Origin of the sequence: Flavivirga algicola, assembly GCF_012910715.1 — a bacterium.
Classification (GTDB): domain Bacteria; phylum Bacteroidota; class Bacteroidia; order Flavobacteriales; family Flavobacteriaceae; genus Flavivirga; species Flavivirga algicola.
Genome location: NZ_JABBHF010000011.1, coordinates 95,394 through 105,630 on the forward strand (window position 1 = coordinate 95,394; position 10,237 = coordinate 105,630).

The 10,237-nt window shown below is 32.3% G+C and carries 11 protein-coding genes; 1 reads left to right on the forward strand and 10 read right to left on the reverse strand.

Annotated features, from left to right (window positions below; genetic code table 11):
* Positions 1-148: 148 nt before the first annotated feature.
* Positions 149-691, forward strand: coding sequence for a DUF7010 family protein (locus HHX25_RS17335; protein ID WP_169676114.1), 543 nt, complete (start codon positions 149-151; stop codon positions 689-691).
* 7 nt (positions 692-698) lie between these two features.
* On the opposite strand, the gene HHX25_RS17340 is transcribed toward HHX25_RS17335, so the two are convergent.
* The 10 genes from HHX25_RS17340 to HHX25_RS17385 all read right to left on the reverse strand — a co-directional run bounded on the left by HHX25_RS17340 (position 699) and on the right by HHX25_RS17385 (position 9,914).
* Complete coding sequence (locus tag HHX25_RS17340; RefSeq protein WP_240964563.1) at positions 699-1,811, reverse strand: murein hydrolase activator EnvC family protein; 1,113 nt, start codon at positions 1,809-1,811, stop codon at positions 699-701.
* A gap of 116 nt (positions 1,812-1,927) precedes the next feature.
* The gene (locus tag HHX25_RS17345) at positions 1,928-2,695 is read right to left on the reverse strand and encodes a DUF4292 domain-containing protein (protein ID WP_169676118.1); all 768 of its coding nucleotides are present in this window, start codon (positions 2,693-2,695) and stop codon (positions 1,928-1,930) included.
* Positions 2,695-4,056, reverse strand: a complete 1,362-nt coding sequence (locus HHX25_RS17350) for a tetratricopeptide repeat protein (protein WP_169676119.1) — start codon at positions 4,054-4,056, stop codon at positions 2,695-2,697. Before HHX25_RS17350 ends, HHX25_RS17345 begins: the two co-directional genes overlap by 1 nt.
* A 112-nt stretch (positions 4,057-4,168) precedes the next feature.
* On the reverse strand, positions 4,169-5,188 hold the full coding sequence (locus HHX25_RS17355; protein WP_169676121.1) for a sugar phosphate nucleotidyltransferase: 1,020 nt from the start codon (positions 5,186-5,188) through the stop codon (positions 4,169-4,171).
* A 186-nt stretch (positions 5,189-5,374) separates the two neighbouring features.
* Positions 5,375-5,809: a dUTP diphosphatase gene (gene dut / locus HHX25_RS17360; protein WP_169676123.1), complete on the reverse strand. Its 435-nt coding sequence runs from the start codon at positions 5,807-5,809 to the stop codon at positions 5,375-5,377.
* Position 5,810: 1 nt separating this feature from the next.
* Entirely contained in the window at positions 5,811-7,238 is a 1,428-nt protein-coding gene (locus HHX25_RS17365) for an oligosaccharide flippase family protein (RefSeq protein ID WP_169676125.1), read from the reverse strand.
* A 59-nt stretch (positions 7,239-7,297) separates the two neighbouring features.
* Positions 7,298-7,807 carry a hypothetical protein gene (locus HHX25_RS17370; RefSeq protein WP_169676127.1) on the reverse strand — a complete coding sequence of 170 codons (510 nt, stop codon included), beginning with the start codon at positions 7,805-7,807 and terminating at the stop codon, positions 7,298-7,300.
* Between the two features lie 217 nt (positions 7,808-8,024).
* Positions 8,025-8,579 carry a hypothetical protein gene (locus tag HHX25_RS17375; RefSeq protein ID WP_169676129.1) on the reverse strand — a complete coding sequence of 185 codons (555 nt, stop codon included), beginning with the start codon at positions 8,577-8,579 and terminating at the stop codon, positions 8,025-8,027.
* Complete coding sequence (locus HHX25_RS17380) at positions 8,576-9,067, reverse strand: RNA polymerase sigma factor (protein WP_169676130.1); 492 nt, start codon at positions 9,065-9,067, stop codon at positions 8,576-8,578. Before HHX25_RS17380 ends, HHX25_RS17375 begins: the two co-directional genes overlap by 4 nt.
* A gap of 4 nt (positions 9,068-9,071) precedes the next feature.
* The gene (locus tag HHX25_RS17385) at positions 9,072-9,914 is read right to left on the reverse strand and encodes an alpha/beta fold hydrolase (RefSeq protein WP_169676131.1); all 843 of its coding nucleotides are present in this window, start codon (positions 9,912-9,914) and stop codon (positions 9,072-9,074) included.
* Between the last annotated feature and the right edge of the window lie 323 nt (positions 9,915-10,237).

Below are 10,237 nucleotides of genomic sequence, written 5' to 3' on the forward strand. Positions count from 1 at the left end.
CTGTTATCATTAATTACAACTGAATTCTTAATCGGATTCATATCTGTTTTTGTTATCTTTCCAGTCACGACGAAAATAATCCTGTGGATTTTCTCGCAACAATTCAAGAACAAGAGCGTTAGGCCTTATTAAAACAACTGATATTTAAATGAATTTTATTGATGCACAAAAAGATATGCGCAAATCTTACTTTGGCGGTGGCCCAGGTGCTTTTGTGTCTGGAATTGTATGGCTAACATCTGGGATTACGGCATTAATTGGTACAAAACAAATTAGCGTACTTGTCTTCTTTTTTGGAGGCATGTTAATTCACCCCTTAGGAATAGTGCTATCCAAAGCCTTAAACAGGTCTGGAAAGCATAAAAGTGGTAACCCCTTATCTTATCTAGCGCTAGAGAGCACTTTTATATTATTTATTGGACTATTTATAGCTTACTTCTCATTACAAGTTCGCCCTAATTGGTTTTTTTCAATAATGATATTAATTATTGGAGGTCGGTACTTAGTATTTTCTTCAATTTATGGAATGCGGGTTTACTGGATTTTTGGGGCAACATTAATTTTATCGGGAATTGGTGGGTTGATTTTTAATACACCTTTTCATTTAATTGGATTAATTGGGGGCATCATAGAAATTCTATACTCATCTATTATTATATATCTAGAAAAGAGTAATCTTGAAAAAAACTAAGCACTTATCACATCTTATAAATCCAAGAAGCTGGGTTTTCGGTACTTGTTCCTTTAGATATTGTAAAGCTTAAAATGGTTTCACCATTGGACGGATTGGTAAAAACCTTACCTATCTCCTGTTTGGTAGATACTTTATCTCCTTTTTTAACAAAAACGCTGGATAGGTTCTTGTATATGGTTAGATAATTTCCATGGCGAATCATCACGATGGGGTTAACATTTTTCATCTTGAGTATTTCGCTCACTTCACCATTAAAAACAGCTCTAACTTTAGACCCTTTTTGTGTTGCAATTCTAACACCATGGCTCTTAATGGTTAACGACTTATCTATAGGATGTCTTTGTGTGCCATAACCCAACCTTACCACACCTCTTTCAACTGGCCAGGGTAATTTACCTTTATTCGCTATAAAGTTGGATGCTAAAACTTTTTCTTCTGCCGTAAGCGCGAAACTTTTTGAAGTTGCTACCTTTCCTGCTTTTTTATTGGACCTGGCAATAGCCGCTTTAATAATACGATCTATTTCTCTATCAATTCTATTGGCTTCTCTTTGTTTTTGTCTTATTTGAGACGTGTATCGCGACAGGTTCTGCTTAATTGACCTCATTAGGACCTGATGTTGCTTGCGTTCTGATTCTAATGATTTTTGAATGACTTTATTATCGGCAATCAACCGTTTTTTATCTTCTTTCTGATCTTGCAAATCTCTATTTGTAGTTTGTAACTCGGATGTTTTAGCTTTTATAGTTTCCCCTTGCTGTTTTTGATGATCGGAATACTGTTTTATATACTGCAATCGTTTGTATGCTTGTTTAAAATCATCAGACGACAGCAAAAACATAATTCTACTTTGTTTATTTTTACTTTTATAAGACTTCACAATCATAGCAGCATAATCTTCCTTCAGTTCCTTTAATTCTCCCCTTAAAGCCGTTATTTTCTTTTGGTTCGAATTAATCTTACGTGTTAACAAATTAGCTTGCTGGTTAGTCACTTTAATAAGGTTAGAAAGCACATTTATCTTATAATTAAAATCTTCTATTAATGATAATTGTGATTTTTCTTTTGATTTGTTTTCGGCACGTAGTTCATTAATTTTCTGAATTTCTCTGCGCAATTCTTGTCGGCGGGATTCTAACTGCTTTTGTTTATTATTCTGGGAAAAAACAAAAGCCCCACATAGTAAAAACACTATACAAAATATTATTTTATATGAAGAATCCTTATTTAGCATTAAAGTTTTATTTCTTTAAATCCTGATGGTATTTTAAATGGAAACCGCAATTCTTCATTTAGAGTTACGTTTTTAAACTCTAAATTTATAATGGTTTCTTCATTAGTTTCTAAAGCAATAACTTTTATCTTTTCTGGAAGAATCTGTTTCTCAACATCTTGATGCGATAGGTAATCTATTTGTAGATGCCTAAACTCTTTTGGTTGCGATATTTGTTGTGATTTTACTTTAAAATGTGATGGATCTAGCAAAAAGAATATCTCAAAAAGCTCACGTTGTTTTTTAGGTTGGAGAATATAAGATTCATCATCAACAGAACCTTTGTAAGCACCATCTTTTAAATTGAATATAGCCTCTCCCAATAGTAAATTTTGAACCTTTTGAAAATCTAACTCTGTTCCTAATAAATCACTTAAATACTTATAATCGCCATCAAAATAAGTGTTATCCAACTTATTGTAAAAGCTTACTTTTTCTGGTGTAATTAATGCTTTTACTATCGAAAATGTAGCACTCATCCATAAGACTTCATCTTTTTTAGCCCTAAAGCTTACCGAATGTGATTGCGAATCCCCTTTTTGTGTATAGGTTATTTTAAGGGTAGACTTAAACGTTTTAAAATTAGGAGTCTGTTTGGCATTTTCTTTTATTAATTGCTTTGTGGAGAGCTTAAAATTAGCCTCTCCCGCAGTAATTGTCCTTGATGATTTACAATTAAATACCAATAATACTAAAAAGGCTAAAGTGAGCTGAAGGCGTATATTCATTAATTCGAACTTTCTAATTGTTTTGCTTTATCACTAAACGTTTTGGCTTTAGCTGTATTGTTTAATAGGGTATGGGCTTTACTTAATTGATTGTAAAAATCCGTTTTCATTTTAGTATCATCAATAATATAATCCAGTCCCGCTTCCAAAATATCTATGGCTTTTTTAGGTTGATTTAATTGGTTTAATGCAACACCATTTATTAAATAAAATAAGGGTTGGGACGGATATTTTTGAAGAGCCTCACTACTTTTTTCTTCAGCTAAATGATACTTCTGTAAATCAATATAAAGTAATAGTACATTACGAAAAACACCAAAATTATTTGGCTCTAACTTTAAGGCCTCTTCAAAATACTCTAAAGCCTTTTCTTTATTCTTTTTAGTTAGATAGTACTGACCTAATTCAATGAGCGATTTGCTATTATCCTTATTATCAACCATAGCTGTAGCTTCTACCAAATCTGCTTCATATTGTGGGTTATTGCCAACAAACTTCACAAAATCTGTTAACACTTTTAGTTTCGCTTCTGGTTTTATTTCGTTGCTTTTAACAACAATTTTCATAGATTCAATAGCTCTTTCTGCATCGTTGTCGTCTAAATAAAATTTATAAAGTGCTAAATGGACTAATTGCGAATTCGGATTAATTTTTAAAAGCTCCTTCGCTGTTTCGAAGGCTTTTTCTTTTTCATCGTTTTCACTGTAACGAAAAATTAAAGCTAAATAATTAGATTCTTTATCTGGATGATCCTCAACACGCTTTTCAAGATTTTTTATTTGATCTTTTTTACGTCCTGTTGCTTTGTAAATCTGATCACGCATTCTATCACGAGACATGGAAATACCAAATTTTGAATCTAATTCATCTAAAAGCTTTAATGCTTCATCATATTTTTTAGATCTAAGATAAAGTGATGCTAAATCTTCTTTATAATCTGGATGGTATTTAACAAGTTGCTTAACCGTTTTTATAGCTTTATCAAAATCATTTTGCGATGCATAAAATCCGTATAATTCATCTAAAAACCATTCGTTATCTGGTTCTTTGTTTACGGCTTTTTTTAAGGCTTCTTCTGCTGCTTGATAATTTTTGAGTTTCTTGTAGTTTTTACCTAATTCATAGTACAAAACGGGTACCGAATTATCCAGTTCTATACATTTTAAAAGCGATTCAACCGATCTGTCATAATTTTCAATACCCTTTTGTTTCAAGGCTTCATAGAAAAGCTCTTGAAATTTGTCTTCAACATTGCCTAAATCGTCATCGGGCTTTTTATTAAAATCTACCTGTGCATAATTAATCTGTGGAAAAATTAACATTCCAAAAAACACAAATAATATGTAGATTTTATATTTCATCTATTAATTTATCACGTACGTTGCTTTATTCTGCATAATGAATAGGCTTCAAATACCATTCCGAAAATTTGCTTAATTAGGATTAATTCCCTCCTACTAGGGAACAACAATATTACTCTAAAACTGAATAATCGCCAATACTAATAGATGTATAATCGCCATCATATTTAACATGATTACCTATCATAGCATCATCTAAATTAGCATTTTTAATTGTGGTATGTGTTTGAATTAAGCTATTCTTAACACTTGAATTCTCGACTACACTATCATTTCCTATAGATACGTAAGGCCCTATCGTACTATCTTTAAGGACAACGTTTTCACCAATAAAACAAGGATCTATAATAGTTGAATTATCTAATTTCGCCGAGGCAGATACCAATTGCTCTTCACCATCTGCTTTTAAAAAGCCTAGCATCCTTTGATTCGTTTCTATGGTTATAACTTTATTACCGCAGTCCATCCATTCATCAACAGTTCCTGTTTTAAATATTTTTCCCTCTGCCATCATACGTTTTATACCATCATTAATTTGGTACTCGCCACCATTCATAATGTTTTCATCCAGAATTTCTTGTAGCTTTCCTTTTAAAACAGCGACATCTTTAAAATAGTAAATTCCAATAACTGCCTGATCGCTTACAAAGGTTTCTGGTTTTTCAACCAACTCAACAATTTCATCGTTTCCATTTAATTTAACGACTCCATAAGCTTCTGGGTTTTCTACTTGTTTGGTCCAAATAACACTATCTGCTGTCTGGTCTAAATCAAATTTAGCTCTAATTAGTGTATCTGCATATGCAATCACTGCTGGACCAGAGAGTGATGGTTTTGCACACATAATGGCATGACCTGTTCCTAATGGTTGATCTTGACGATAGATAGACGCTTTAGCTCCTAACTCCTTTGCTAGATCCTCTAAACTTGAAACCACATCGTCACCGAACCAAGCTGGGTCTCCTAAAACAAAGGCTATTTCTTCTATAGGTTGTTTTAAAACTTTAGCAATATCTTTTACTAGTCTGTGAACAATTGGTTGTCCAGCTACCGGGATTAATGGTTTTGGAACTGTTAAACTGTGCGGACGTAAACGAGAACCTCGCCCTGCCATGGGTACTATTATTTTCATCTATAACATTTTTGTCATTCCCTCGTAGGAGGAAATCTTTTTAATTAAATTTCTATTTCCAAATAGGTTTCTACAAGCTCAACCTGACAATGTAACTTCTTTATATCCTTCACGGAAACCTTAAGTTTTTTTAGCCAGGAATACACGAAAGTTATATTTCAAAAATCGTTAATCGTAATTCTTCAATCACTTCACCCCCGTACTACCAAAACCACCTTTTCCTCGTGAGGTTTCAGATAGCTCTTCTACTATAACCCATTCGGCACGTTCGTGTTTTGCAATCACTAATTGCGCCACACGCTCTCCATTTTCGATAGTAAAATCGTCATTTGAAAGATTTACCAAAATTACACCTATCTCACCTCTGTAATCGGCATCAACCGTTCCTGGTGCATTTAAAACTGTAATCCCTTTTTTTGCAGCCAAACCGCTACGAGGCCTTACCTGCGCTTCAAACCCAATGGGAAGCTCAATAAACAAACCTGTTTTAACGATGGTACGTTCTAAAGGCTTCAATATAATGGCTTCCGAGATATTAGCTCTTAAATCCATACCTGCCGATGCTATGGTCTCATAGTTTGGCAAATCATGATTGGATTTATTTATTATCTTAATTTGCATGCTATCGCTTTAATAATTGTTTTATTTGATTTTTTTCCAGTAATGTTACAGATACCAAAAATAAACACAAAAATACAGTTCCTATAAGAATATCTCTTTCAAAAATGTAAAAACTTAAAAAGGATAATAAAGTACTAAACCCTAAGTAGAAACTAATCCTTCCAACTGCATACGGTACTTTGTAATGTTTTTTACCTAATAAATAAGAAAGAAGCATCATAATACCATAAGCTAGTAGAGTCGCATAGGCACAGGCCATAAAACCTAAGATAGGGATATAGATTATATTAAAAACAATGGTTATGATGGCTCCTACTATAGAAATATACATGCCATAACGTGTTTTATCTGTAAGCTTATACCATACAGATAGGTTGTGATAAATTCCCAAACATAAATTGGCCAATAAAACTACTGGGACTATATTCAATGCTACTAAATAACTCTCTTTTTTTATGAATATGGGGCGCAACCAATCAATAAAACATGTAACAATTAATAAACCTAATGCTCCTACTATAGTAAAATATTTAAGAATCGTAGCGTAAGTTTTTTTGGCATTATCTTCTTTGGAATGATTAAAGAAAAATGGCTCGGCTCCCATTCTAAAAGCCTGAACGAACAGAGTCATGAATACAGCAAGTTTGTAACAAGCACTGTATGCACCATTTATATACTCTCCTTCGTAATTTGGTAGTAACCATTTGTCTAAATTCTCATTAATTACAAAGGCCAATCCAGCAACCATTATTGGCCAGCCATAATTAAGTAATTGCTTTAATATACTTAAATCGAATTGTAATTTGTTTTTGAAGTAATATGGAAACACTAGTAATAGAACCATAATACTTGCTATAAGGTTTGCTATAAAAATGTATTCAACTTTATCTCCTACTTTAAATACGTTCTGTAGACTCGCCACCCCGTACGATGTGGATAAAAACAAGATGTTCAATATCACAATAATAAATACATTAATAAGCTTTATAGATGCAAACCTGATAGGGCGTCCAGTTACCCTTAAATAAGCAAACGGGATTACTATTAGCGTATCAACCAGTGTAATAGCAACCAATAAACTATAAAAGTTGGTGTTTATGTGTAATGCATGAGAAATGGATTCTCTAAATATAAATAGGGTTGTTCCTAAAATAATTGTACTGAAAATAATTGAAACGATAGCCGTTGATAGTACTTTCCCCTTTTCCTTATTTTTACTAAAAAACCTAAAGAAAGCTGTCTCCATACCATAGGTTAAAATAACATTAAAAAAAGCTGCTACGACATAAAACTCTGTATTTTCAGAATAGGCCTCGTTGGGCAATACATCGGTATGTAAACGAACCAAAAGAAAGTTTATAAGACGTGGTAATACAATTGCTAAACCGTAAATAATTGTGTCTTTAAAAAAAGTTTTAAGGATCCCCAAAGGCTCATTTTTTATTCTGCTAAAAATACGTTTTTAGCTAATGCAAACCAAAAGATAAGCTATTGCCTATTTTGCGGAATGTTGGGATGTTTTTCGGACGCTTTTCTAACTATATTAGAAATCTTATAATATAACGTCTTATTGCCTTTCTGATAACTAACTACACATTCTGTATCATTTAATTCAAAAGGCATTTTTTTAGCAACTTCTGGAACGCGATTGCCATATTCGGCTAATGAGTCACTACTCATAATAATATCGTGCCTTTGGTTCACTTTAGATTTGAAGCGTCCAACAAAAAGGGATGCATTCTTTAATTCTAATTTCGCACGTTTTCCATTAAAATAAAGGCTGTCCAGTACTATTTTATCGGGATTTGATTTAACTGGGATGAACAAATTATAGCCAGATCCACCACCTCTAACACCTGAAACCCAATGTCGGGCATAAACATCTCCTATTTCTAAAGGCAATTTATCCTCTAATTTTTGAGTGCTTGCACATTGCGAAAAACCTACAGCAATTAGTAAAAACAGTAAAATATTCTTTATATTTTTCAATGTATTCATTTCAAAAAATTCAATATTATAAATAATACCTGACTAAAGACACAAAACCGCTTTGCTATTAGAATCAATAACAAAGACTGATTCTATCTATTAATTGTATTAACCTTAAGTATTATTATAGATTAGTTTCTATTCTGACTACAAAGATACATTTCAAAATTGATGCCATAAAAAATGCCTCATTTAAATGAGGCATTTTTTCGTAATCATGACAATTTTAACTACTCAATCCTTTCAATATTTTCATTTCTTTGGCTATTTGTTTACCAATTAAAAGAACTAGAACAAATAAAGTCATGAATCCAGATACTTGAATATACGTATAAAAGCCTGTTGATAGGCCTTGTTTAAAATACGGCATTAGAATCATAAAACCTGTGATGTATAATATTATTAGAATGGGTGTAATAACATAGTGCGTAGTGATACGCGACTTATAATAATAAACTACTTTTTGTCTAAATGTCATATTATTAGCTGTTACATCTAGTTTATATAGTTTTCTAATACTTAATTTTTCTACAATTATTCTTGCTAGCACTGCACCAAACATTAATAAAAGTGCCATGGAGACTTTTGTATTGTTATACGCTGCAATATAAAAGAAGAATCCTAGCAAAATTATAGCTGTTATAGTTAACACAAAATTTGTTATACGCTGCTTTCTTTTAAGAAAAGTTACCTTCTCAATAATCATTTTAGATCCATTATCTGGTGTTTTTAATTCTGGTTGGTTGTCCCATTGGGATTTTAAATTTTCAAAAGTTGTCATAATTTAACGCATTTAGTTAATTGATTTTTAATTCTGTGAACTCTTACCCTTACTGCTTCGTGGCTTAATCCCATAATTTCTGCTATCTCTTTTTGTGGCAAACCTTCTAACTCTAATAGTATAATACCCTTACCATCTTTGTTTAATTTATTAATACAATGATATAGCTGTTTTAATTTAAGCTCTTTGTCTGTTTCTGTGGGTGAATCATCTGTGTTTTCCAAATAGCTTAAATGATCTGAAACATCAACTGTTTTTTTATTTCTGAGACTTACTAAGCATGTATTTACCGTAATTCTGTATATCCAAGTCGATATGCTGGATTCTTTTCTAAAGGATTTTAAATTTTCCCAAACCTTGATGAAAACCTCTTGGGCTAAATCCTTTGCAAGCATATCATCGCCATTAGAATAACCCAGACACAAGCGAATGACCTTAGGATAATTAGTTGTATAAATTGTATCGAATTTAGATTCTAAACCTTCCATTCACTTATTTTAATTCCGATTTAATAGTTTTTATAAGGTATTCTGGTTGATCATACATAATAAAATGTGCTGAGTCCTTAACATATTCAATCCTATAATTACTTAGGTTCTTATATTGCTCTGTGTAAGTTCGTTTAGCGTTCTCTTCTCCAAAAGGATGTGTAGCTCCTAAAATAAATACTGGCGCTTTTATTTTAGCTACATCTTCTCTAAGGTCCAATTTCATTAAATCGGTATAACCATAAACATAAGTCTCTCTATCTGCTTCCAAAATCCATGTTTTGATTTGATTGTGTTTTTCTTTGTTCAAAGACATTCCTGTCGCAAATTGCACCGCTTGTTTTTCAAAATTTTCGGCATTCATTTCAAGCATTTGTTTATTATAAGGATTATCATAGACAACATGTTCGCTCTTAAAATTAGGCATCATTAATGCTCCTACAGAGGGAAGCGCATCCAATACAATAATTTTATTGAAATCATATAGATCTTCAGTAGCAAGCCATAAAGCTAATGATCCACCCAAACTATGCCCAATTAAAGTTGCTTTTTCTAAGTTGTTCTTGGCAATATACTCTTCTAAGCCTTCTTTAATTTTTGGTAACCAAGGTTTCTCTATAGCTGGTACACCTCCAAAACCTGCAAAGGTAAATATATGGCATTCGTTTGTTTTAGATAATTCACCCACAACACCCTTCCAAACGTCACCAGTACAAGTAAACCCTGGGAATAATAAAACAGGTGTTCCTTTACCTATCACATCTACCTTAAATCTTTTTTCTTGTGCATTTAATGAGATTGTAAATAAAATAATTGCTATTAATACTATTTTTTTAATTGTTTTCATGGTATACATTTTAAATTGATTTTCCCTTTAGATTCAAAATCAAAAAAATGTTACATAAGAAATCAAAAAAAAAACCTCACTTAAAAGTGAGGTTTGATATAATGTATTGTAAATAAGCTAAATAAATACTTAAAAACGTTAGATTTTTTTGAACATTTGACTCGCTGCGCTTCGTCTAATTGTTCAACGCTTCTGGTCTTTTTGAACATTTGACTCGCTGTGCTTCGCCTAATTGTTCAACGCTTCCGATCTTTTTGAACATTTGACTCGCTACGCTTCGTCTAATTGTTCAACGCTTCCGATCTTTTTGAACATTTGACTCG

Excerpts from the sequence above, each read along its gene's own strand:
- HHX25_RS17385 (WP_169676131.1), bottom strand. The coding sequence starts at position 9,914 with ATGAAAACAATTAAAAAAATAGTATTAATAGCAATTATTTTATTTACA.
- HHX25_RS17345 (WP_169676118.1), bottom strand. The coding sequence starts at position 2,695 with ATGAATATACGCCTTCAGCTCACTTTAGCCTTTTTAGTATTATTGGTA.
- dut (WP_169676123.1), bottom strand. The coding sequence starts at position 5,809 with ATGCAAATTAAGATAATAAATAAATCCAATCATGATTTGCCAAACTAT.
- HHX25_RS17335 (WP_169676114.1), top strand. The coding sequence starts at position 149 with ATGAATTTTATTGATGCACAAAAAGATATGCGCAAATCTTACTTTGGC.
- HHX25_RS17380 (WP_169676130.1), bottom strand. The coding sequence starts at position 9,067 with ATGGAAGGTTTAGAATCTAAATTCGATACAATTTATACAACTAATTAT.
- HHX25_RS17350 (WP_169676119.1), bottom strand. The coding sequence starts at position 4,056 with ATGAAATATAAAATCTACATATTATTTGTGTTTTTTGGAATGTTAATT.
- HHX25_RS17370 (WP_169676127.1), bottom strand. The coding sequence starts at position 7,807 with ATGAATACATTGAAAAATATAAAGAATATTTTACTGTTTTTACTAATT.
- HHX25_RS17375 (WP_169676129.1), bottom strand. The coding sequence starts at position 8,579 with ATGACAACTTTTGAAAATTTAAAATCCCAATGGGACAACCAACCAGAA.
- HHX25_RS17355 (WP_169676121.1), bottom strand. The coding sequence starts at position 5,188 with ATGAAAATAATAGTACCCATGGCAGGGCGAGGTTCTCGTTTACGTCCG.